The following is a 23,274-nucleotide window of genomic DNA, read 5'->3' as shown; positions in this document are numbered from 1 at the left end:
TTATGATGTTTTTTCAATTATCTTGTTGAAAGTATTCATACATACCCCATATAGTTTTTATAGTTTTTAATTTTTACCTTCCTATAAGAGTAGCCAATGAGCAAAGAATTATCTGATGTAGTTGAGATACCCGTTTTAGCCTTAAGAGATGTTGTTGTTTATCCACAAATGGTTATCCCGTTATTTGTTGGCCGAGAAAAGTCTATTCGTTGTTTAGATTTAGCGATGGAAAACGACAAGCAAGTATTTCTTGTTGCTCAAAAAGATGCGGCTATCGATGACCCACAAGCTGAAGACGTTTATCAAACAGGTACAGTTGCCACCATTTTACAAATGCTAAAACTACCTGATGGCACTGTTAAAGTGCTAGTTGAAGGCGTGCAGCGTGCTAAAGTGATTGATTTTGTTGAAACAGTAGAATACTTCAGTGCTAATGTTGAATATGTAACTAGTATCAGTCAGGAAACTGATGATATTGAAGTATTAATACGCTCAGCAATTTCTCAGTTTGAAGGTTACGTAAAGCTTAATAAAAAAATACCACCAGAAGTGCTAACGTCTGTTTCAGGTATTGATGATGCAGAGCAGCTTGCTGATACCATGGCGGCACATATGCCATTAAAGCTAGCAGAAAAGCAGAAGGTACTAGAAATCACTGATGTTAATGTGCGTTTAGAGCATTTAATGACATTAATGGAAAGTGAAATAGATTTACTGCAAGTTGAGAAAAAAATCCGTACGCGTGTTAAAAAGCAAATGGAAAAAAGTCAGCGTGAGTATTACTTAAATGAGCAAATGAAAGCTATTCAAAAAGAGCTCAATGACGGTGATGAAACCCCTGATGAACTAGATCAAATGGCTAAGCGTATTGAAGAAGCGCAAATGCCAAAAGAAGCAAAAGATAAAACTTTAGCGGAGCTACAAAAGCTTAAAATGATGTCACCGATGTCAGCAGAAGCAACTGTTGTTCGTAGTTATATTGATTGCATGATTAATGTGCCATGGAAAAAGCGTAGCAAATTAAAGCGTAATTTAGCACTGGCACAAGAAATACTAGATAAAGACCACTACGGTTTAGATAAAGTTAAAGAACGTATCTTAGAGTACTTAGCCGTTCAACAACGTGTTAGCCAACTCAAAGGGCCTATTTTATGCTTAGTGGGACCTCCTGGCGTGGGTAAAACCTCTTTAGGGCAATCTATAGCAAAATCTACAGGCCGTAAGTATGTACGTATGGCATTAGGTGGTGTTAGAGATGAAGCTGAAATACGTGGGCATCGACGTACCTATATTGGCTCTTTACCGGGCAAGTTAATTCAAAAAATATCAAAAGTAGGAGTTAAGAACCCATTATTCTTACTTGATGAAATTGATAAAATGGCCTCAGATATGCGTGGCGATCCGGCTTCAGCGCTATTAGAAGTCTTAGATCCAGAGCAGAATACCAGCTTCAATGATCACTATTTAGAAGTGGACTATGACTTGTCTGATGTAATGTTTGTTGCTACATCAAACAGCATGGATATTCCCGGACCATTACTTGATCGTATGGAAGTTATTCGCCTTTCAGGTTACACCGAAGATGAAAAGCTTAATATTGCTAAAAACCATTTAGTGAATAAACAGATAGAACGTAATGGCTTAAAACCTAAAGAAATTACCATTGATGATAGCGCCTTAATAGGTATCATTCGCTATTACACTCGTGAAGCGGGTGTGCGTAGTCTAGAGCGTGAAATCTCAAAATTATGCCGAAAAGCGGTGAAGCAAATATTACTCGATAAGAAAGTTAAAACAGTCACAATCAATCAAGATAACTTAAATGAGTTTTTAGGTGTACAACGTTTTGATTATGGTAAAGCAGACGATGAGAACCGTGTTGGTTTAGTTACAGGGTTAGCTTGGACGCAAGTAGGCGGTGAACTATTGACTATTGAAACAGCCTCTGTACCAGGTAAAGGTAAATTAACTTATACCGGCTCTTTAGGTGATGTAATGCAAGAGTCTATTCAAGCAGCGATGACTGTGGTTAGAAGTCGAACAGAAAAGCTGCGAATTAATAATGACTTTTATGAAAAGCGTGATATTCATGTGCATGTTCCTGAAGGTGCAACACCAAAAGATGGGCCTAGTGCTGGTATTGGCATGTGTACCGCTTTAGTTTCTAGCTTAACAGGTAACCCTGTGAAAGCAGATGTTGCGATGACAGGTGAAATAACATTACGTGGTGAAGTATTGGCTATTGGTGGTTTAAAAGAGAAGCTTTTAGCTGCTCACCGCGGTGGCATTAAAACCGTTATTATTCCGCATGAGAATGAGCGAGACTTACAAGAAATACCAGAAAATGTAAAAAATGAATTGTCTATTCATCCTGTTAAGTGGATTGATGAGGTTTTAGCATTGGCGCTTGAAAATGATATTGAAAAATTCAAAATAGGTAAGTAACTTGCTTAATGCTTAGCCTTTTTTGTTGATTTTTTTCAAAAAAGGCTAAAAAAGTAAAAAAAATCATAAAAAAATGCAATTATTGCTTTTCAAACGCTGAAACTATGGTAAGTTAACTACGCTTATGACGCTAGACCCCTTATACACTCTATAATGTGGTAATAAAAAGAGGGATATCTGGAAGAGTAACTTTTTTCTAAACTCGACGCTTGATGTTGCCAGACAAACAATATATTTGTTTTCTGCAACCATTTTACTAAAAGGATAGCGTTGTATAATAACAATTGAAGGGGTATACACTGTGAATAAATCTCAACTAATCGAGAAAATTGCTGCTGGTGCAGACATCTCTAAAGCTGCAGCTGGTCGTGCATTAGATTCGTTTATCGGCGCTGTTACTGAAGAATTACAAAGTGGCGAGCAAGTTGCTTTAGTTGGTTTTGGTACTTTCTCTGTACGTGATCGTGCAGCACGTACTGGACGTAACCCTCAAACGGGTGCAACGATTGAAATCGCTGCGGCTAAAATCCCATCTTTTAAAGCGGGTAAAGCCTTAAAAGACGCTTGTAACTAATCTTATAAAATTTTTTATAAAGCAAGCTTTGATAAAAAAACCACCTATTTGGTGGTTTTTTTTGTTTTGAGTAAAATAAAATAGCGAATTATTTGTATTTAATTGAGGTTGTGCTTCAAGCTAAGCCAGCTATCTGATAAAATCGCGAGAACTAAAATTAAGCCTAGTCTTTTGAGGCGTAAGTAAGAGAGAAAAATGTTAGAAGATATTCGTGAAAAATCGCAGGGATTGACTGCCAAAATTATTCTTGGTTTGATTATCTTAACCTTTGCTGTCGCAGGTGTTGGTAGCTATACCAACTCAGTAGATACATCTGTTGCTACAGTGAATGGTGAAGCTATCACTCAACAAGACTTCAATAAAGCTTATCAAGCGCAACGTAACCGTATGGCACAACAGTTTGGTGAAATGTTTGAAACATTATCAAATGATGAAAGTTATATGGCGAACTTTCGCCAAGGTGTTGTAGATAACTTGATTAATGAAAAATTAATTGATCAAAGTAGCCAGTCATTGGCTATTCGTGTGTCGGATGAACGCCTGAAAGAAACAATTCGTCAAATGCCTGAATTTCAGGTGGATGGTGTTTTTGATAATAATCGCTACTTAGCTATTATCAATCAAGCGGGTTTTTATCAGTCTTCAAGTTTTAGAGATTACCTACGTACTGAAATGACTCGCCGTCAATTAAGTCAAGCATTAGTTGGAACAGAGTTTAACTTACCGTACCAAGAAAAAATGCAGCAAGCATTACAGTCTCAAACTCGTGATATTCGCTTCGCACAAGTTGCAGCAGAGCAATTTAAAGCCGGTATTGAAGTATCAGATGAAGAAGTAAAAACATACTTTTTAAATAATCAATCTCGCTTTGAAAATAAAGAGCAAGTTAAAGTAGATTACATTACTTTAAATGTTGAAGATATTGCGAAAACTATTACGATTTCTGATGAAGAATTAAAGGCTTATTATCAAGACCATATTGCAATGTTTACACAAAGTGAACAGCGTCGAATTTCACATATTCTAATTGAGTTTGGTGATGATGAAGCATTAGCTGAAATTAAAGCACAAGATATCGTTAACCGTTTAAACCAAGGTGAAGATTTCTCAGATTTAGCCAAAGCATTATCTACAGATACTTTTAGTGCTGAAAATGGCGGCGATCTTGAATGGTTAGAGTTAGGTGTCATGGGAGACGTCTTTGATGAAGCAGCTTTAGCACTAAGTAACGTTAATGACATTAGCTCATTAGTTAAGTCAGATTTCGGCTTTCATATCATCAAGCTCACAGATCTTAAAGAGGAAGTTGTACAAGACTTTGATGATGTTCAAGAAGAGCTAAGCGCAAAAGTTAGTCATGATAAAGCACAAGATAGGTTTTTTGACTTACAACAAGAAATGTCGCGTATTAGCTTTGAATACCCTGATAGCTTAGAAGATGCCGCTCATGCTGTGAATGCTGTAGTTCGTACTTCATCTTGGTTATCTCGTACGGGTAATGTTGCACCTTTTGATCAGGAAAAAGTCATTAATGAAGCTTTTTCTGATGTAGTATTAAAAGAGAACCTAAACTCAGATATTATCGAAGTAAACGATAATATGGCTATTGTTTTACGTTTAAATACTTACCAAGAAGCGAATGTTAAGCCAATTGCTGAGGTTGAAGATGAAATTAAAGCAATACTTGTGGCTCAAAAAGCAACGGATAAAGCACAAAGCACTGTTGATGCATTACTAGCTAGTCTACAACAAGGTAATGATATTAGTGAGGAGTTAACGACGTTAAATACAGAGTTTGTTGAACAAGCCAATGTAGCTCGCTATAGCCCTCAAATAGACCAAAGCATTACACGTGCAGCGTTCGTATTACCTCACCCAACAGATAGCGTAATATCTGCTTCTACGGTTGCATTAAGTAACGGTGACTTAGCGTTAGTACAAGTGAATAGTGTTCAAGTTAATGAAGCACCGGTAAGTCCTAACTTAGCGCAAGAGCAAACGTCGCAATTAGCACAGTCAGCATACCAAAGTTATGTTAACTCGTTAAAAGTTGATGCTAAAATAACACGTAAAGCGGTTGCTGAGCCAAGCTCTGTATACTAATGAGTTAACGAAGTGTGCTTAGCACTTTGATTAATTATAAAAAAAGCTACTTAGGTAGCTTTTTTTATATCTTTTTTCTAAGGCAAATATGCTGAAATAAATATTAAGTCATCGCTTTAAGCTATTTATGTGTCAATTGGAAATTTTGACTCATCATTAATTTCTTGGTCACTTTATGCTTAGGGTGCTTAATCACGTCAATGGTTTTACCTGCCTCGACTACTTTACCTTTTGACATTACCATAACGTCATCACTGAAGTGGCGTACTGTACCTAAATTGTGAGAAATTAAAATATAAGCGAGTCCCATTTGCTGTTGAAGATCGAGCAGCAGGTTTATCATTTGAGAGCGGAGTGATGGATCTAATGATGCTAACGCTTCATCTAAAATAATAACTTGGGGCTGTAAGATAATTGCTCTAGCAAGCGATATACGCTGTTTTTGTCCACCGGAAAACATATGAGGATAAAAGTTCATATGGTCACCTAGTAAGCCCACTTTTTGTAAAGTAGTCCTTATAAGTTGTTTGCGTTGTGCTTCATCAAACTGAGTGTTTATTTTAAGTGGTTCATCAAGCAGCTCTTCCACAGTTAAACTTGGGTTGAGTGTTGTTCCAGAGTCTTGAAATATCATACGAATGTATTGACATCGTTGCTTAAAACTTTGTTCCTTTAATCGCTGACCATTTAAATAAATGCTACCACTACTTGGTGTTTCTGCGCCAACCAGTATTTTAGCTAAGGTTGACTTACCAGAGCCAGCTTCACCGACTATTGCTAAGGTTTTTTTACTTTCTATAGTAAATGAAATCGGTGAAAGGGCGGTAAATTGTTGTTTGTGATACCAGTAGCCTTTTAGCTTAAATGATTTACTAATGTCTTTAACATCTAATAGCGTCGTCATATTAGTAATTATCTTTTCTAAGTGAAGTGGTTAAAGGAAAGTGGCAGCTCACCTTATGTCCATGAAAGTTGTTTACCTTTGGCGCTGTTACACATGCTTGTTGCGCTCGAGGACAACGAGGGCCTAAGCGACAGCCTATAGGTAAATGATTTAAAATAGGAATACTGCCAGGTAGTGTCATTAAACGTGATTTAGCGGGTAGTTGTAAGTTTGCATTAGGGCTGCTATCAACTAGCGCACGTGTATAAGGGTGCATAGGCTTAGCAAATATTTGCTCGGTTGTACCGGCTTCAACAAACTGTCCGCTGTACATGACCGTGATGGTATTAGTCCAGTGAGTAATGTTTTCTAGATCATGGCTAATTAATAAGATAGACATGTTTTTAAGTTGATTTAAACTGGCAAGTAGCCTAAATATTTGTCCTTCATTGGTACTTTCCATTGCAGCGGTGGGCTCGTCAGCAATCAGTAATATAGGCTTTCTGGCAAGTGCCATAGCTATCATTACGCGTTGGCAAATGGCTTCAGTTAATTGGTGCGGGTAACTCTTAATACAGATATTATGTTTCTTAATGCCAACTTTATGTAAAAGCTTAATAACGGCTTCTTTACGCTGTTTTCTTTTTTGCCAAAAAAAACCTTTAAACTGTTTAGTGTCAAGTACTTCATTAAGCTGCTCACCTATTGACGTTGTGGGATCTAAACAACTCATCGGCTCTTGAAATATCATCGCGATATCTCGACATAATATTTGTTTTCTTTCTTCGATTGAAAGGCGTAATAAGTCAATGCCGCGCCAATGAAATCGGTCAGCATTGACATGCCATTTATCTTCTAAGACACCAATAATCGCTTGTGCCAGTAATGATTTTCCTGAGCCTGATTCACCAACAACCCCTCTAACTTCCCCTTCTTTAATTGAAAGGCTGACTCGGTCAACAGCTAATATATTACCGTTGGGAGTTTTCAGCTCTATTGATAAATTTCTAATATCAAGTAGGTTCATTAATTCTCTCTTCGCACTTTAAGCGCATGACGAATACCTTCGCCAACTAAGTTGGTGGCAACCACTGCAAATAGTATTGCCAAGCCGGGCAAATAAACTGTCCATGGTGCAATATAAAAACGCTCTACGCCATTAGCTAGAATAGCGCCCCACTCAGGTAAAGGGATTTGTGCTCCCAAGCCAAGAAAGCCCAAAGTCGCAATATCAAGAATAGCAGCAGATTGCGCCAGAGTTGCTTGGCTCATTATACGTTCAACAATATTTGGAAATACTGAGTAATAAAGCACTCTAAATGGGCTTGCGCCATCAAGTCTTGAAGCCAGTACATAATCTTTTCTAAACTCTTCTTTGACTGCATAGCGAGTAATATGAATAAATTGCGGAATAAGCACAATAACGATTGCCCAAACTGTATTGGCGATACCAGGTCCTAAAATAGCGACAATAATAATCGCTAGCAATAGTGAGGGAATAGATAAAACCACATCAAGAAAATGGTTTAAAAAACTTGATTTAAGACCTTTTGTTAAGGCTGATAGTGAGCCAATAACTACGCCAACCACTAATGAAATAAGTACAACGACAAAGCTTAAACCAAAAGTAAGTGAAGTACCGTACATTAAGCGAGATAGCATATCGCGCCCTAACTCGTCAGTGCCCAGTAGATAACTTACATTACCGTTATCGTGCCAAGCAGGAGGTAGCAATATCATTTCTAAATTGCCCTCTACAGGCGAGTAGGGCGCTAAAAGAGGAGAAAATATAGCTAAAAAAACAAGAAAAATGAAACAACCAAAGCCTAGCATGGCAACAGGAGTTCTTCTAAATATTATCCATAGCTGAATAAATGGTGAGGGGAATACCTCCTCAGTATAGGTTTTTTCACGAGCCATATTTATTACCTCGTGCTAATGGGTTAAGTGCGGCATAAATAAAGTCAGTTAAAATGTGAACAATAAAAATAAAGCAAGACAATACTAGTAATCCACTTTGAATGGCGGTGTAATCACGTTGATAAATACTTTCAATTAACCAGCGACCAATTCCGGGCCAGCTAAAAATAACCTCTGTTACCATGGCAATGGTTATTAAATTAGCAAACTGTAACCCGACATGACGGATGATCTTTATTAAGGCATTACGGGTTGCGTGACGAAAAATAATTTGTGAAAAGCTAAGCCCTTTTGATTTGGCTGCTCTAATGTAACTTGTTGCCAACACCTCTATCATTGCAGCACGTGATAAGCGTACAAAAATGGTTGTTGGGGCTACGGCAATAACGCAAGCGGGTAAAATAATATGAGCTAATGCGTTGTTAAGTGCTTGCCATTTGTAAGGGCTGTCGCTGAGGAGAATATCAATAAATTGAAAGCCAGTAACAAACTCTATTTCAAATAGTAAGCTTATTCTACCTGCGGAAGGTAGCCAGCCTAGCCCTATTGAAAAGAATAAAATAGCAAGCAAACCAAGCCAAAAAACAGGAATAGAATAACCTAACATTGAAACGGCTAATATCACGTTGTCAGTCGTTTTATTATGCTTGATTGCAGCGATAAAACCCAAAGGGATACCAATAGCCATGGCAATCAGCAAAGCAACAATACTTAACTCCATAGTTGCGGGTAAGAGTTTTATTATTTCATGACTAATTGGTGATTGGCTTGCCATTGATAGCCCTAAATCACCTTGTAAAACATGCCTGAGGTAAGCTAAATATTGCTCAATAATATTATTGTCGTGTTGATAGTAATGATTAAGCTGTGTTAACTCACTGGAGCTGGCATTTAATTGACCCGAAAGGTTAATAATATTATCGCCAGGGAATAAAAAGCTTAAGCTAAAAGACAACATGGTTAGCATTAGCATAGTAAATATAAACAGGCTGATTCGGCGAAGTGTAAATATTAGCATGTTAATTCGATTGCTCTACAGGTAACGACTTAGTCGCTTTTACTTTACCATTAATTGTCTTAAGCGGTATGTTTTTGTTTACAGAATAAAAATTAATACCACCAAAGTGAGGAAGAATTTCTCCAATAATATTCGCTCCTCGCGCTTGATAGCGTCTGGAGTGGGCAATAGGTAATAATGGCATCTCTTCATTAACAATTAACATAGCTTCTTTGTAGTAAGCTTTTCTTTTAGTAACATTCGTGGTTTGTAGTGCTTTTTGAATGAGCTCATCATAAGCTGCGTTACACCAAAAGGTACGGTTGTTTCCAGTATTGGTTGCAGAACAACTTAAAATAGGTGTAAAAAAGTTATCGGGATCGGGGTGATCAGCTGACCAACCTAATAGAAAAGTTTGATGTTCAGACATTGCTAAACGACGTAAGAATGTAGCCCACTCATAGCTAATAATATTAACGTTAACATTGAGCTTTTTGAGATCTGCTTGAATAAGTTTTGCCATAGTCACAGCGTTAGGATTATAAGAACGCTGAACAGGCATTGCCCATATATCCATATCAAAACCATCAGGGTAGCCTGCTAAGTCAAGTAAAGCCTTTGCTTTTGCTAAATCATACTCAGGTGAGGGAATAGCTTCATTAAAAGCCCAAGAACTTTCCGGTAAAATAGATTTAGCTAAGGTAGCTTCAGAGCTATAGACAGTATCAATAAGTGCTTGTCGGTTAATTGCTAAACTAACCGCTTGACGTACAAGCTTATTGTCAAACGGTGGTTTTTTAGTGTTAAAGCCAAAGTAACCAATATTAAGTGCTGTCATTGACTCTAACTGTAGATCTTTACGATCTCTAATTTTTTGATGTGCTATAGGGTAACTACTGACATCGCACTCGCGAGCAAGTAGTTTAGTGAGTCTACTGGTCTTACTTGGTGTTATGTCATAAACCAACTGTTCTATTTGCGCTTTACCTTGCCAATAACCCTCATGGCGATAATAACGGATAAGTGAGCCAACACGATATTCCTTTAACTTAAAAGGCCCGGTACCAACAGGTAGGGTATCAATTTCATGTGGTTTATTTAATTTACTTAATTGTTGCCCATATTCGGCTGACAGTATTACGGCAAAGTCAGTGGCTAAGTTAGCAAGAAAAGAGCTATCACTACGCCTTAAATTGAATCGGACGGTATGGTCATTTATTTTTTCAATACTCTCAACAAGTGAATTAAATTCAACACTTTGAAAAAAAGGGTAGTTGCCACCTGAAACATAATGATAAGGGTGTGTTGTCTCTAATATTCGATTAAAACTGAAAATTACATCATCAGCATTCAATAAGCGTGTTGGTGTGAAGTTATCGGTTTGATGAAAGGTTACATCCTTGCGTAAATAAAAGGTTATTTTTTTACCGTCACGGGTCATATGCCATGATTTTGCTAAAGCAGGGGATATAGTGTTGTCTTCACCATGATAAGCTATTAAGCGATCGTAGAGCTGGTGCGATGTTGCATCAATAGTAGTACCAGAGGTAATTAACTGAGGGTTAAATGTTTCTGGAGAGCCTTCAGAGCAATAAATAATGCTGCGCTCATCTAACGATATTTTATCTGAGTCACTACAACCACTGAGCAGTGTTATAATTAGCCCGAAAAAAAAACAAGGGGTTGATTTAGTTTTCATCAGTAATACTACCATCAAGTAAATTATACTTTTTTAGATAACCTCTTAATTGATGATAGGTTAACTCAAGCGCATCAGCAGTTTTTTTCTGATTAAATTGACAATGTGCCAATGCGGATTGAATTATTTCTATTTCATATTGTTGAGAAAGTGACTTCAGTGATTGCGGAAATTGATTACTTGATACAGTTGATGATTTATGTGCTAACAGTGCATGGTCTTGATTACTTTCAATAGTACTGTCTTTAGTTATTACTTGCTCTTTTACCGGCGAACTAGTGGTAACCCTATCATTAGTTTTCACTTGTTGGCTCGGTCTAAAGGGAGAATCAAAAGGATCTATAATTAACTCATGTACAGGTAAATGAGGATTATTAGAGCGGTAAACACTACGTTCCACTACATTTTTAAGTTCACGAATGTTACCAGGCCAATGATAGTCAAGTAAGCTACGTTTGGCTTTTTCAGTAAAGCCACTGAATAATTCAAATTCTAATTCTCGCGCCATATTTACGGCAAAATGCTCAGCGAGCATTAAAATATCTTCAAGGCGCTCTCGTAAAGGAGGCAGGGTAATAACATCAAAGGCTAATCTATCGAGTAAGTCGGCTCTAAATTGCCCAGATTCGGCTAATGAGGGTAAGTCTTCATTAGTTGCAGCAATTAACCTAACATCGGTTGTTATTGGGCGTGAACCGCCAACGCGTTCAAACTCTCCATATTCAACAACACGTAATAGCTTTTCTTGAATAAGTCCTGAGGTATTCGCTATTTCATCGAGAAATAAAGTACCTTTGTCTGCACGCTCAAACCGACCTTCATGGCGCTTAGTAGCACCCGTAAAAGCGCCACTGTCGTAACCAAACAGCTCAGTTTCAAGTAAATTCTCATTTAATGCGGCACAATTTAGCTTTAAGTAACTTTGTTCCCAACGCTTTGATAAATAATGTAAACGCGCAGCAACCAGCTCTTTACCTGTACCACGCTCACCAATAATGAGCACAGGTTTACTTAATGGTGCTATTTGCGAAATTTGTTCTAATACTTCAAGAAAGCTATTAGACTGCCCGAGAAGATTATCTTGCTGTTTAAAACGTGACATAGCGGCACTTAAATTTGGTTTATTTCACTAATAAGTAGTGTATTTTATTAATCACTATCATTAAAGTATTTTTTTGATTAAGTTAAAAAGAACGATAAATCAACGTGTTATATTTATTAATAAAGTTGGCGCAAAAAGTGAATAACTCATTGCTGTAACCTTAGTGAGTTACTTTGTTAATAGGTTATCTTACTAAGTGGTACAAAATATTAATTACGATAAAGCCGATTCGCCTTTTCTTATGATAAGCCGGCGATATTAAAGCATAAAAGAGGATGTAGTTATGGGTATTTTTTCAAGATTCACCGATATTATTAATTCTAATATTAATAATTTATTAGATAAAGCAGAAGATCCAAAGAAGATGGTGCGTTTAATCATTCAAGAAATGGAAGATACCTTAGTTGAAGTACGCTCAAGCTCAGCCAAAACTATTGCGGATAAAAAAGAGTTAGCGCGCCAAGTAACTCACTTTGAAAAAGAAGCGACACAATGGCAAGACAAGGCAGAGCTTGCATTAAGTAAAGATCGTGAAGATTTAGCGCGTGCTGCTTTAATGGAAAAGAAAAAATGTAGTGAAAGTGCTACAGCACTTATTGACGAATTAGCGCATGTTGATGAGCATATTGCTAAATTACAAAATGAAGTGGTGCAATTACAAGAAAAGCTAAACGATGCTAAATCGCGCCAAAAAGCGATGTTAATTCGTGAAAATACCGCGAGCTCTCGTTTAAAGGTTAAAGAAAACATTCACAGTACGCGTGTTAATGATGCACTAAACCGATTTGATCATTATGAACGTAAAATTGATGGTATTGAGGCACAAGTCGACTCATACGATGTTGGCAGTAAATCATTAGCGAGTGAAATTGCTGAGTTAGAGACCGATGCTAAAGTTGATGACGAATTAGCACAATTAAAAGAAAAAATGAAAAAATCTAAGTAAATTACCGCCAATTAATGCTGATTTAACGACGCCTTTAGGGAATTTGAGTAAATTTATCATTATATGAGTTGCTTAAACTAAAGGTGAAATAGCAAAATGAAGGAGATGTTATTGTGGAAGAATTAATTGTCGCGCCGGTAATTATATTTTTAGTTATTGTTGCCCCTATTTGGTTAATTTTACATTACCGAAGTAAAAAGCAAGTAAGCCAAGGGCTAAGTCAAGAAGAGTATATTCAGTTATCCGAATTGTCAGAAATGGCCGATCAGATGAGTGATAGAATTCAAACCCTTGAAGCTATTTTAGATGCGGAGACACCTAATTGGAGGTCTAAACTATGAGTAAAAAACGCTCAGAATTATACCGTAATCCAAGTAAAGGGAAAATAGCCGGTGTGTGTGCAGGAATTGCAGACTACTTTGGTTGGGAAATTTGGTTAGTACGTATTTTAGTTGTTTCAGGCGTTCTTTTTGGTATGCCGTTTTTGATTTTCATCTATATTGCGGGCTGGTTTATATTAGATAAAGCGCCAAACAACCCACATAAAATGGAACAAGGTGGCTTTGAAAGTAGCCGATATCAGCAACGCAGTAATAACGATGATATTAGTCATGAAACTATTAAAGTGAAAGGGCGAGTATGGCAATCAGGAGAGCCACCTCAACAGGCTTTTTATGATATTAGTCGTAAGTTTAAACAGCTTGAACGTAAATTACAGGTTATGGAGCAGTACGTAACTTCACCTGAATTTACGGTATCTCGTGAAATTAATAAGCTTTAGTTTTTATTTATTGTCATTATAGATGTAATACAAGTTGGGTTAATGCAGTCAAACGCTAATTTATTGATATATTAAGGTTACCTTCCTCAAGAAAGTAACCTTTTTTAAGAGCATAGCCTTTTATATACAAAGCAATACATCAACAACCCCCTGCTAAGATATAATTGAGATGCAACTTATGTATTTACAGAAAAATTCAATTAACGTATTGTTTCAGTTATTATTTTAAATCTTAATATTGTTTAATTGGTCGATTAAATTAACTAGGTAGCCATAATGGTTAGTTGATTTATTGATGTTTTATTCAATTTAACTAAGTGCTTAGCTATGACCTCCTCAAATAAATCATCAAAACATCGTGGGTTGTTTAATCCTAAACGCATAGATAAGTTAAAAAACAAAACGGCAGAGTTACTAAATCGTTCTATCGACCAACATATTAACCTTGCAGTAACGGGCTTAAGTCGTAGTGGGAAAACTGCTTTTATTACTTCGTTAGTTAATCAGCTTATTAACGAAGGGCAGGGCAGTCAGCTCAGTTTTTTTGATCCTGTACAGCAAGGCAACTTTATTGCGGCTAAGCGTATTCCACAAAAGCACTTTCGTGTTCCTCGGTTTGATTATGATAGTAGTATTAGCTCACTCACAGCGTTGCCAGCACACTGGCCAGAGCCAACGCATGGTATTAGTGAATTAAGACTTGCCATAAGGTATCAGCCAAAAGCGTCACTATTAAAGTATGTAAAAGATATGGCGACTTTAACGGTAGATATAACCGACTACCCAGGTGAGTGGTTACTTGATTTACCTATGCTTAAGCAAACGTACCAACAGTGGTCCGAGTTTACCTGTGAGTTATTATCTTCTAAGCCACGGTTAGACAGTAGCCAAAAGTTTTTAGATAAAGTCGCCGAAATTGACCCCTTTGCCCCTGCAAATGAAGAAGTATTAGCCGAATTATCAAAAGAATATACTCAATTACTGCACACATTTAGGTATGAATTAGGTTTGTCTGTTATTCAACCTGGACGTTTTATTTTGCCTGGGGAGCTAGCTGGAGCGCCAATTTTAGAGTTTTTTCCTTTCCCTGCTTTAGCCGAACTTGATGGTAATGACTACCAAAATGCTAGTGACGATAGTGTTATCGGTATGCTCAGAGCCCGTTACTTAGAATATAAAGAGCATGTGGTACGGAAATTCTACCGCCAACACTTTGTTAAGTTCGATCGGCAAATTGTTTTAGCTGATTGTTTAACACCACTGAATAACGGTAAAGAGAGCTTTCAAGACTTAGAACAAGCAATTAGTATGATTCTCGAAAGTTATAGTTACGGAAAATCAGGGCTATTCTCGCGGATTTTTTCACCCAAAATAGATAAACTACTTTTTGCCGCTACTAAAGCTGATCATGTTACCCCAGAGCAACATGCACCTATGGTTTCCTTATTTAACGAGTTAATTCATCAGAGTAAAAATAAACTAAACTTTGAAGCGGTTGAAGTTCAAACCCTCGCAATAGCTTCGGTTAGAACAACACAAGTTGGTAGTACTACTCATCAAGGAAAAACAGTTCCGGTATTACAAGGCACTGTTTTAGATAACAATAACAATAGAGATAAAAAATCACAGCCACCAACAGGGAAGAATATTATGGTTTTTCCTGGCTCTGTACCTGAGAAGCTTCCACAAGAAAGTTATTGGCAACAAAATAAATTTAACTTTTTTAACTTTTCGCCTATTGGGGGAACAAGCAAAAATGAAAGCTTACCCCATATTCGAATGGATCAAGTATTACAGTTTTTATTAGCGGATAAAATGCTCTAGCAATAGAGAAATTAAAAGCTAACAATAAGGTAAGCAGTATGACAAGCACTAAAAAAGAAGATGTTCACCAACAGCAAGTGTTATTTGATGAGCCAGAAATTACGGCGGCGGCAGACGAATCAATTAACGAGCAAATCATTTTTCAAGATAATGAATCTTTTGTGTTATCTGACAATAATACGAATGCTTACGATACTCGCACCGAGTTAACTAATGCAACACCACTATTAAGTGATGATGCAACGCTCCATAGCACTAAAAAAAATAGTAAGTCGTGGCTTTGGCGAGTAATAGCAGGGTTATTTGTTACGATTGTAGTCATTGAAGCAAGCCTGTTTTTTATTTCTGGTTTTTCAAGCTCGCCTATTATGACCAGTTTTTATGCGGCACTTTTAGCGTGTTTGTCTGTGGTTGGTATCAGAAGCTTGTGGCGAGAATTGTTAGGGTTAAAGCACTTTAATGCACAGCAAAAAGTACAAAAGCAAGCTGCATACTTATTGGCACATGAAGGCGCTTCAAGCAAAGAAGCTGAAGCTTTTTGTCAAAACATTACTGAAAGTTTACCTTGCGATATTGCTTTTAGTAATGAACAAGAAAAAAAGGCATGGCTAAACGCGGTCGATGCAAACCATAATACACAAGAGCTATTGCAGGTATATTCACGTGTGGTACTTAGTAAAGTTGATGAAAAAGCCTTAAATGAAGTAACTAAGTTTTCAACTGAGGCGGTTGTGTTGGTTGCTCTAAGTCCTATTGCAATTATAGATATGTTAATCATGCTATCGCGTAATTTACGTATGATAAATAAAGTTGCCGGCCTTTATGGACTAAAGCTTGGCTATTGGAGTCGTATTAAGTTAATTAAACAGGTTTTTGTTAATATGGCTTATGCAGGAGCAAGCGAAATTATCAGTGACTTGGGGAGTGATTTACTTGGCGCTGAGTTACTCGGGAAATTATCAACGCGTTTTGCGCAAGGTTTAGGTGCAGGTATGCTGACAGCACGCTTAGGTGTTAAAACAATGCAGCTTTGTCGTCCAATTCCTTTTGATGATAAACCTAAACTATCGAGTGTACGTAAAAAACTGGTTAGCCAAATTAAAACCTTAATCTCTCCTAAAAAATAAATAACTTAACTGTTTGAGTTTATTTAAATAATCGATGCTTGCGTAAATTAAATGTTTTTTACTATTTTTTATAAACTTAAACCATTGCGCTAGCATCACTTTCCTTCCTTTTTAAATACCATTGAATGATAAGTTTTTGAGCATTAGTCCCACTTTAATACTGACGTAACCACAAGTGTAATTATCTCTGTAACTTTTTTTTTACAAGTATTCGTTTTGTTTGTTTTTTGACCGTGTGACGTTGCATTCTTTTATTTCACGCCTTGGCATACTATGAATACAGTCTCGTTTGCGTGATCAAACGTAGAAGTTCTCTAACGCTAATATCTTTAATCGGTAAATATTAACGTGAGAGCAATAACACTAAATATAACAAAAATAATAAATAACCTGATCTTAGGTTAAATAACGATTATAAGAATTCAATTATAGAAAGGTTAATACAATGGCAAAAGGAACAAATTATGTATCTCGCGTTCCAGATGAAGCAGGGAACATTCAATGGTCAGATGAAGAAAATAGCATTTGGCAAGAGTTAATCACAAGACAGTTAGCTTGTATTGAAGGTAAAGCATGTGATGAATATCACGAAGGGCTTGCTAAGTTAAATTTACCGCTAGAGCGTATTCCGCAGCTAGAAGAGGTTAGCCAAGTTATTAGAAAAGAAACTGGATGGGAGTGCTACCCTGTACCAGCATTGATTGGTTTTGGTGAGTTTTTCCGATTGCTTTCAGAGAAAAAATTTCCTGTCGCGACCTTTATTCGTAATCGCGAAGAAATGGATTACTTACAAGAGCCTGATATTTTTCATGAAATTTTTGGTCATTGCCCATTATTAACCAATCCTTCTTTTGCTAACTATACTGAAGCGTATGGAAAAATGGGCTTGAATGCGAGTAAAGAGCAACGTGTTTTTTTAGCAAGGCTATATTGGTTTACCATTGAGTTTGGTTTACTTGATACACCTAAAGGCTTGCGTATTTATGGTGGCGGTGTACTTTCTTCACCAGGCGAAACTGACTACGCTATGACTAACCAAGAGGTAGAGCGTAAAGCGTTTGATATTCTTGATGTTTTAAGAACACCATACCGCATTGACATTATGCAGCCTGTTTATTACATGCTCTCAAAGGTTTCTGATTTAGATAATATTAGAAAGTTTGAAGTAGATGAAATTATGGAATTGGTTGCTAAGGCACAAATGTTAGGGTTACACCCAGCAAAATTTCCTGAGAAACAAGCGAGCTAGAAGCTTACTTACATAACAAATAACAAATAACAAATAACAAATAAAATTGATTGATAAAATACATAATAGTTGAGGAAAAAAGATGAGTACAACAGACACACTAGCAAAACAAGTATGTGAAGCTTGCCATGTAGATGCGCCGAAAGTAACAGATGAAGAATTAAAAGTACTAATTGGTCAAATCCCTGATTGGGTACCTCAAGTGCGTGATAATGTGATGATGTTAGAGCGAGAGTATAAATTTAAAAATTATAAACTAGCGTGGGCATTTGCGAATCAAGTTTCTGAGTTAGCTGAGGCTGAATTTCATCATCCCTCTATTTTATTAGAGTGGGGAAAGGTTACTGTAACATGGTGGACACACTCTATTGGTGGTTTACATAAAAATGACTTTATTTGTGCAGCTAAAACAGATCAGTTAACACAATAATATCGTAAATAACAAAACCATCAGTAGCACTAATTTGAGAATAAAACCTTATCAAAATGTAATTGGATACAGGTTGTGCTTTATTCTTGTAAAAATTAGTTTACAATAGCCCTTTTACTCTTCAATTGTGTATAAGGGCTAGCAATGCGCTTGGAAATTACTTGTCATGACCGTGTTGGCATGGGTCAAAAAGTATTAGGTATTTTTGTTGAACACGGTATTAACGTTCGAGGTATTGAATTAAAACAGCCTGGACGTATTTATATTAATATTCCTGATTTAGAATTCTCCGATTTACAAACATTTATGCCGCAATTACGCTTAATTGAAGGGGTAGGTGACGTAAAAACAGCTCCTTACATGCCGTCTGAGCGTGAAAGAAACGAGCTATCTACATTAATTAGAACTTTTCCAGACCCGTTTATCTCTATTGACTCTAAAGGCAATATTCGACTGGCCAACACTATCGCCTCTAATATCCTTGGTTTGAGCGAAGATAACTTAGTAGGGCAACATATTAGTTTATGGCTTAAGGGCTTCAATATTACTCGCTGGCTAGATAGTGGTGATGTGCTAGCACAAACACGCCGTTTGAAATTTAATGGCGATGACTTCGTTGCTGATATTATGCCAATCCATGTAACCGATGAAAGCAACAAACAGGTGCTTGCTGGCGCAGTACTTATCTTAAAGTCTGAAGCACGTTTAGGTCAGCAAATTAGTGCTTTTAAACAGCCAAATGATAATACGTTTAATGGTATACAAGCTGCTTCGAGTGCAATGCGTAAAGTTATACGAGAAGCTAAACGCATGTCTTCACTTGATTCTTCTATTTTAATTATGGGAGAAACCGGTACCGGTAAAGAAGTACTTGCTAAAGCTTGTCATGGCGCAAGTGAAAGATCTGAGCATGCATTTATGACGTTAAATTGTGGCGCGCTACCTGATGACGTTGCTGAATCTGAACTATTTGGTGTTGGCGAAAAAGATAAAGAAAACAGTAAACGAGGCATTTTTGAATTAGCCGATGGTGGTACTGTTTTTCTAGATGAAATAGGTGAAATGTCACCTAAATTACAAAGTAAATTATTGCGTGTTATTCAAAATGGTAGCTTTAGACGCGTAGATTCTGAATTAGAAGTGACAGTCAACGTTAAAATTATTAGCTCTACCAATAAAGATTTATTGCACTTAGTCTCCATTGGCGAGTTTAGAGAAGACTTATATTATCGATTAAATGTATTTGGTCTTTCATTGCCACCATTAAGAGAGCGCCGTAGCGATATCTTGCCATTAGCTGAATGTTTTATTAATAAGGCCGCGCAGCAAATAGGGCGTACACATCTGTCATTAAGTGCTGAATGTCGAGATTTTGTTGAGCATTACCCGTGGCCAGGTAATATTCGCCAATTAGAAAATGTACTAACACGCGCAGCTTCATTACTTGAAGGTAATGAAATTGAGATCAGTCATTTACAGTTGCCTGCCTATACACGCGAACATGGATATTTAGAGCAAGAGTTTGAAGGAACACTTGATGCGGCCGTCAAAAGCTTTGAGGCTGACTTGTTACGCAAGCTATATCCTGCTTACCCAAGCACGCGACAACTTGCGAAAAAACTTGGCTTAAGTCATACCGCTATTGCGAATAAATTACGTGAATACGATATTAATAAAAAGACGGTAAAAATATAACGTTACGTGTTTTTTTGTGTAATCCTAGCCGTAAAGAAATTGTTCCGTAGAATAATCACTAAGCTGCTAGGATAATTTGGTAGTTATTAAAAAAATTCGTACCATACTTTCATCTGATATTTCCTGTTATAACGAACAAGGTTTGATAATGAAATTAGCAACACTTAAAAATAATACCCGTGATGGTCAACTTGTTGTAGTTAACCGTACATTAACCCAAGCTGTCGTAGTAAATGATATAGCATCAACGTTACAAGCTGCGCTTGATAACTGGGTTGATATCGCACCTCAATTAGAAAATGTTTACCAAGCACTAAACAATGGTGAATTAACTAATACCTTAGCGTTTGAACAAGCTGAATGTGAGTCGCCTTTACCTCGAGCATATCAATGGGCTGATGGTAGCGCGTATGTAAATCATGTTGAGTTAGTACGTAAAGCGCGTAATGCTGAAATGCCTGAAACATTCTGGACAGATCCACTAATGTATCAAGGTGGCTCAGATGCCTTTATTGGTCCTCGTGATGATATTAATGTTGCTAGCGAAGACTTCGGTATTGATTTTGAGTCAGAAGTTGCGGTTATTACTGACGATGTTCCTATGGGGGCATCACCCGAGCAAGCTGCAAGTCACATTAAACTATTAATGTTAGTGAATGATGTATCATTACGTAACCTTATTCCTGGTGAACTAGCAAAAGGCTTTGGCTTTTTTGCTTCAAAACCATCAAGCGCTTTTTCACCAGTAGCAGTAACACCTGATGAACTAGGTCAAGCATGGGATGGTAAAAAGCTACACTTACCACTTATTACCCATTTAAATAGTGATTTATTTGGTAAGCCAAATTGTGGTGTTGATATGACTTTTGACTTCCCAACCATTGTTGCTCATGCGGCACAAACACGCCCTTTATCAGCAGGCTGTGTTATTGGCTCAGGGACTATTTCAAACTACGATCGTTCTGTTGGCTCAAGCTGTTTGGCTGAAATTCGTATGTTAGAAATTATTGCCGATGGTAAGCCAAGTACGCCATTTATGAGTTTTGGTGATAGTGTAAGAATTGAAATGCTTGATGAAGATGGTTTAAGTATTTTCGGTGCTATTGACCAAAAAGTAGTTGAGTATAAAGCGAGTTAATTTATTCACTCACCAGTCATGCTTTTTAATCTATTAAATTAAAAAACGCTATGCTAATTAAGTCCTCCTTGATATCTCAGGCTGGATTTAATTAGCATTTTTTTATAAATAAAAGTAATAAACGTTATAAAATTAAAAGGAAATACAATGAAACTGTATGGTTATTGGCGTTCAACCGCAGCATATAGAGTACGTATTGCTCTATTTTTAAAAGAGATAGAGTTTGACTCAATCTCGGTTCATTTAGTTAATAATGGCGGTGAGCAACATTTACCCGATTATAGTCAACTTAACCCAACACATTTAGTGCCGACGCTGGTTGATGGTGACTTTCATTTAAATCAATCATTAGCAATTATCGACTACTTAGAAAGTAGCTACAAAGGCGCGTCGCTTTACCCGAGTTGTTTAAAAGCTCGCGCTAAAGTACAAGCACTGGCATTAGATATTGCTTGTGAAATACATCCTTTAAATAACTTGCGAGTTCAGCAGTATCTAGCCAATCAACTTGCGGTAGATAACATAGCCAAACAGCAATGGGTTGAACATTGGATGAGTAAGGGCTTTGCCGCTATAGAGGTACAAATACAACAGAGTGCAGGGGCTTTTTGCTTTGCAGACCAGGTAACTGTTGCGGACATTTGTTTAGTGGCTCAAGTTTATAATGCTCACCGTTTTAACGTAGATATGAGTGCTTTTCCAACGATTAATCGTATTGTTGCACACTGTAATACGTTACCTGCATTTATTCAGGCATTGCCTGAAAACCAACCTGATGCACAATAATAAATTTAGAGGCTTAGTGTAGGGGCTGTTGATCTTTCGAGATTCTTTTTGCAGCTTTTTGTTGGGTATTTATACAAGGCAGAGCCTTTGTCGTGTGGTTATTCAGGACAATAAGCTCCTGCATTGTCTAATAAGCTACATCCATGTAGCGTCACATAAAAAGGTGATAACGCAGTAAAAATGACCAACAAACGCTGTCCGAAGGATTCGGCTAAAAGCGTTTTATTCTTTGTTGAACAGTCTTTGCTTAGAATGACTAGGCAACACACTGTCCGCCGCGATTAAAACGCTTTTATCTCGAACAAAATTTAACCGCGAAAGATCAACAGCCCTTAAATGTATGTATTTGTGTTTCTTACATTTACATACAAAATTATCTTATGAAAGTCGTATAAATAATCGTAAAGAACAGTTATTCTTACTTGCAAGTTATTAAAAAACGCGCTGCAATGGGGATTGCTCTATAATCATTAAAGAGCATATAGCGTTAATTTCTCAGTGAACATATAAATTAAGCGACAATAAAGGTAACTATGGATAATTCAGACGTTTCATCTCAAAAAATAACAAAACAAGAAGCTCCAGAGCAAGGGGCAACCTCGTCTAAAAATAACATCATCATTGCAGCTATTGTGATTGTTATCGCAATACTATTCTTTTTACTGTTTGCTGGTGATGAGTCGGCGATTGAGCCAGTCAACAAGCCTGAGCCTGTCAGTCAAATTAAAGAAAAAGCCACCGCACCTGAAGCTGTGATTGAAGACGTTGTAGACGCGATTGATACGGTAAATCAAAACACTCCACTTGAAGAAAGCGCAACATTACCTGAGCCTACTGCAATAGAGCCTGTTGAAGTGATAGAAACCCCATTACCCATACTCGATGAAAGTGATGTATGGATAAAAACTAAATTACCAGAGCTCACTTGGAGAACAGAATTACTGCAATTAGTGATTGATGACGACATGATCCGTCGATTTGTTGTTTTTACCGATAACTTTGCACAAGGCGCTATTGCTTATGAACATAGCCCGTTTGTTTTGCCTGCAGAAAAATTTGATGCTGAGCAAACATCAAGTGAACAAAGTGCAGATAAACCTACATGGCAATGGAATGAAGCCACAAGCAAACGCTTTGATACCTATATTGATTTATTACGTTCAATGGACAGTACTACACTAGTTGATTCATATTTTGAAGCTAAGCCATTGATTGACAAAGCGTATAGTGAGCTAGGTTATGAAGATGACTTTACGTTAACATTACAAGACGCTATTACTCGCGTACTGGATATGGAACTGCCTAAAGCTGATATGACATTAACGCGACCAAGCGTTATGTATAAATATCAATCGTCAGAGCTTGAAAACTTACCTGATAGCGATAAATTATTATTACGCCTAGGTAAAGAGAATTTGTTAGTGATTAAATCAGTGTTATTAGAAATCAACGAAAAGCTCGCTAAAGAAAAGAATGGGCTGAAATAAAAAAGTTGAGCTTGGGGTAGTAAACATACCTCAAGCGACAATGTTATTTAATCTGGTTGTAAACCAATAAATAACGACTTAAACACAA

At 37.1% G+C, this 23,274-nt stretch carries 19 protein-coding genes and 2 pseudogenes; 14 read left to right on the top strand and 7 right to left on the bottom strand.

The window, feature by feature from the left end; translation table 11 throughout:
• Positions 1 to 96: 96 nt before the first annotated feature.
• The 3 genes from lon (at position 97) to ABD005_RS08685 (ending at position 5,122) form a co-directional block, all read left to right on the top strand.
• Entirely contained in the window at positions 97 to 2,445 is a 2,349-nt protein-coding gene (gene lon / locus ABD005_RS08695) for an endopeptidase La (RefSeq protein WP_215980515.1), read from the top strand.
• Positions 2,446 to 2,746: 301 nt separating this feature from the next.
• Positions 2,747 to 3,019, top strand: coding sequence for a nucleoid-associated protein HU-beta (hupB, locus tag ABD005_RS08690; protein ID WP_215980514.1), 273 nt, complete (start codon positions 2,747 to 2,749; stop codon positions 3,017 to 3,019).
• Positions 3,020 to 3,214: 195 nt separating this feature from the next.
• Positions 3,215 to 5,122, top strand: a complete 1,908-nt coding sequence (locus ABD005_RS08685; RefSeq protein WP_343816996.1) for a SurA N-terminal domain-containing protein — start codon at positions 3,215 to 3,217, stop codon at positions 5,120 to 5,122.
• 121 nt (positions 5,123 to 5,243) lie between these two features.
• Here the strand turns inward: ABD005_RS08685 and ABD005_RS08680 are convergent, their stop codons facing one another.
• Genes ABD005_RS08680 through pspF form a run of 6 tightly spaced genes read right to left on the bottom strand, consistent with a single transcriptional unit; the run spans position 5,244 to position 11,723 of the window.
• A complete protein-coding gene (locus ABD005_RS08680) occupies positions 5,244 to 6,026 on the bottom strand; it encodes a peptide ABC transporter ATP-binding protein (RefSeq protein WP_215980512.1) in 783 nt (260 codons plus the stop codon).
• Between the two features lies 1 nt (position 6,027).
• On the bottom strand, positions 6,028 to 7,032 hold the full coding sequence (locus ABD005_RS08675) for a peptide ABC transporter ATP-binding protein (protein ID WP_343816994.1): 1,005 nt from the start codon (positions 7,030 to 7,032) through the stop codon (positions 6,028 to 6,030).
• Positions 7,032 to 7,925 (bottom strand): ABC transporter permease subunit, encoded by an 894-nt coding sequence (locus ABD005_RS08670; RefSeq protein WP_215980510.1) that lies wholly within the window; start codon positions 7,923 to 7,925, stop codon positions 7,032 to 7,034. The genes ABD005_RS08675 and ABD005_RS08670 overlap by 1 nt, the downstream gene beginning before the upstream one ends.
• Positions 7,915 to 8,943, bottom strand: a complete 1,029-nt coding sequence (locus tag ABD005_RS08665; RefSeq protein ID WP_343816991.1) for an ABC transporter permease — start codon at positions 8,941 to 8,943, stop codon at positions 7,915 to 7,917. The genes ABD005_RS08670 and ABD005_RS08665 overlap by 11 nt, the downstream gene beginning before the upstream one ends.
• 1 nt (position 8,944) lies before the next feature.
• Complete coding sequence (locus ABD005_RS08660) at positions 8,945 to 10,621, bottom strand: ABC transporter substrate-binding protein (RefSeq protein ID WP_343816989.1); 1,677 nt, start codon at positions 10,619 to 10,621, stop codon at positions 8,945 to 8,947.
• Positions 10,611 to 11,723 (bottom strand): phage shock protein operon transcriptional activator, encoded by a 1,113-nt coding sequence (gene pspF / locus ABD005_RS08655; protein ID WP_343816987.1) that lies wholly within the window; start codon positions 11,721 to 11,723, stop codon positions 10,611 to 10,613. The genes ABD005_RS08660 and pspF overlap by 11 nt, the downstream gene beginning before the upstream one ends.
• A 283-nt stretch (positions 11,724 to 12,006) precedes the next feature.
• On the opposite strand from pspF, the gene pspA reads away from it, so the two are divergent.
• The 10 genes and pseudogenes from pspA (at position 12,007) to maiA (ending at position 21,699) form a co-directional block, all read left to right on the top strand.
• Positions 12,007 to 12,669 (top strand): phage shock protein PspA, encoded by a 663-nt coding sequence (gene pspA / locus ABD005_RS08650; RefSeq protein ID WP_215980506.1) that lies wholly within the window; start codon positions 12,007 to 12,009, stop codon positions 12,667 to 12,669.
• 113 nt (positions 12,670 to 12,782) lie between these two features.
• Positions 12,783 to 13,010: an envelope stress response membrane protein PspB gene (gene pspB / locus ABD005_RS08645; RefSeq protein WP_215980505.1), complete on the top strand. Its 228-nt coding sequence runs from the start codon at positions 12,783 to 12,785 to the stop codon at positions 13,008 to 13,010.
• Positions 13,007 to 13,450: an envelope stress response membrane protein PspC gene (pspC, locus tag ABD005_RS08640; RefSeq protein ID WP_343816984.1), complete on the top strand. Its 444-nt coding sequence runs from the start codon at positions 13,007 to 13,009 to the stop codon at positions 13,448 to 13,450. The genes pspB and pspC overlap by 4 nt, the downstream gene beginning before the upstream one ends.
• 327 nt (positions 13,451 to 13,777) lie before the next feature.
• Positions 13,778 to 15,274 carry a YcjX family GTP-binding protein gene (locus ABD005_RS08635; protein ID WP_343816982.1) on the top strand — a complete coding sequence of 499 codons (1,497 nt, stop codon included), beginning with the start codon at positions 13,778 to 13,780 and terminating at the stop codon, positions 15,272 to 15,274.
• A gap of 38 nt (positions 15,275 to 15,312) precedes the next feature.
• A complete protein-coding gene (locus ABD005_RS08630) occupies positions 15,313 to 16,401 on the top strand; it encodes a YcjF family protein (RefSeq protein ID WP_343816980.1) in 1,089 nt (362 codons plus the stop codon).
• A gap of 439 nt (positions 16,402 to 16,840) precedes the next feature.
• A pseudogene (phhA, locus tag ABD005_RS08625) lies at positions 16,841 to 17,650 on the top strand (phenylalanine 4-monooxygenase); the annotation flags it as partial.
• 82 nt (positions 17,651 to 17,732) lie between these two features.
• Positions 17,733 to 18,080, top strand: a complete 348-nt coding sequence (locus ABD005_RS08620) for a 4a-hydroxytetrahydrobiopterin dehydratase (protein ID WP_215980500.1) — start codon at positions 17,733 to 17,735, stop codon at positions 18,078 to 18,080.
• A 144-nt stretch (positions 18,081 to 18,224) separates the two neighbouring features.
• Positions 18,225 to 19,775 carry a transcriptional regulator TyrR gene (gene tyrR / locus ABD005_RS08615; protein WP_215980499.1) on the top strand — a complete coding sequence of 517 codons (1,551 nt, stop codon included), beginning with the start codon at positions 18,225 to 18,227 and terminating at the stop codon, positions 19,773 to 19,775.
• 148 nt (positions 19,776 to 19,923) lie between these two features.
• Positions 19,924 to 20,913 (top strand): fumarylacetoacetate hydrolase family protein, encoded by a 990-nt coding sequence (locus tag ABD005_RS08610; RefSeq protein ID WP_343816977.1) that lies wholly within the window; start codon positions 19,924 to 19,926, stop codon positions 20,911 to 20,913.
• A 147-nt stretch (positions 20,914 to 21,060) separates the two neighbouring features.
• Positions 21,061 to 21,699 carry a maleylacetoacetate isomerase gene (maiA, locus tag ABD005_RS08605; RefSeq protein ID WP_343816976.1) on the top strand — a complete coding sequence of 213 codons (639 nt, stop codon included), beginning with the start codon at positions 21,061 to 21,063 and terminating at the stop codon, positions 21,697 to 21,699.
• Between the two features lie 5 nt (positions 21,700 to 21,704).
• Here maiA and ABD005_RS08600 read toward each other — a convergent pair.
• A pseudogene (locus ABD005_RS08600) lies at positions 21,705 to 21,968 on the bottom strand (hypothetical protein).
• 264 nt (positions 21,969 to 22,232) lie between these two features.
• Between ABD005_RS08600 and ABD005_RS08595 the strand changes: the two are divergent.
• A complete protein-coding gene (locus ABD005_RS08595) occupies positions 22,233 to 23,186 on the top strand; it encodes a DUF3014 domain-containing protein (RefSeq protein ID WP_343816974.1) in 954 nt (317 codons plus the stop codon).
• The last annotated feature ends 88 nt before the right edge of the window (positions 23,187 to 23,274 follow it).

The organism is Colwellia asteriadis, assembly GCF_039523295.1.
GTDB classification, from domain to species: Bacteria; Pseudomonadota; Gammaproteobacteria; order Enterobacterales; family Alteromonadaceae; genus Colwellia; species Colwellia asteriadis.
Note: the sequence above shows the minus strand (reverse complement) of the source record. Positions and strands in the feature narration are given on the sequence as shown.